We start from the raw sequence: 238 nt of genomic DNA on the forward strand, positions 1-238 counted from the left end.
TCACGGAACGATCGTTCGACGGTATACCGCTCTGTTTAGCCGAAATCTGTATATTCAAACTCTAGGCGGATCGATGCCTCTTCGGCCTTTTGGCCACCCGACTCGTGGAGTAGCGCCTGCATTCGCTCCTCGTATTCGCGCCGGCTCAGCGTCTCCTCGAAAGCACTTCGTCCGTGGAGACAGATCTGTATCGCATTGAACAGGGTTGTCTTCCCGGACCCATTTTGTCCACCGAAGA

Annotated in this window: 1 protein-coding gene; it reads right to left on the minus strand. The window is 54.6% G+C overall.

Annotated features, from left to right (window positions below; translation table 11 throughout):
• Positions 1–35: 35 nt before the first annotated feature.
• Positions 36–238 (minus strand): AAA family ATPase (locus EXE42_RS17995; protein WP_137707137.1); only part of this gene is annotated, 203 nt, incomplete at its 5' end.

It is taken from the genome of Halorubrum sp. SP3 (assembly GCF_005435195.1).
GTDB classification, from domain to species: Archaea; Halobacteriota; Halobacteria; order Halobacteriales; family Haloferacaceae; genus Halorubrum; species Halorubrum sodomense.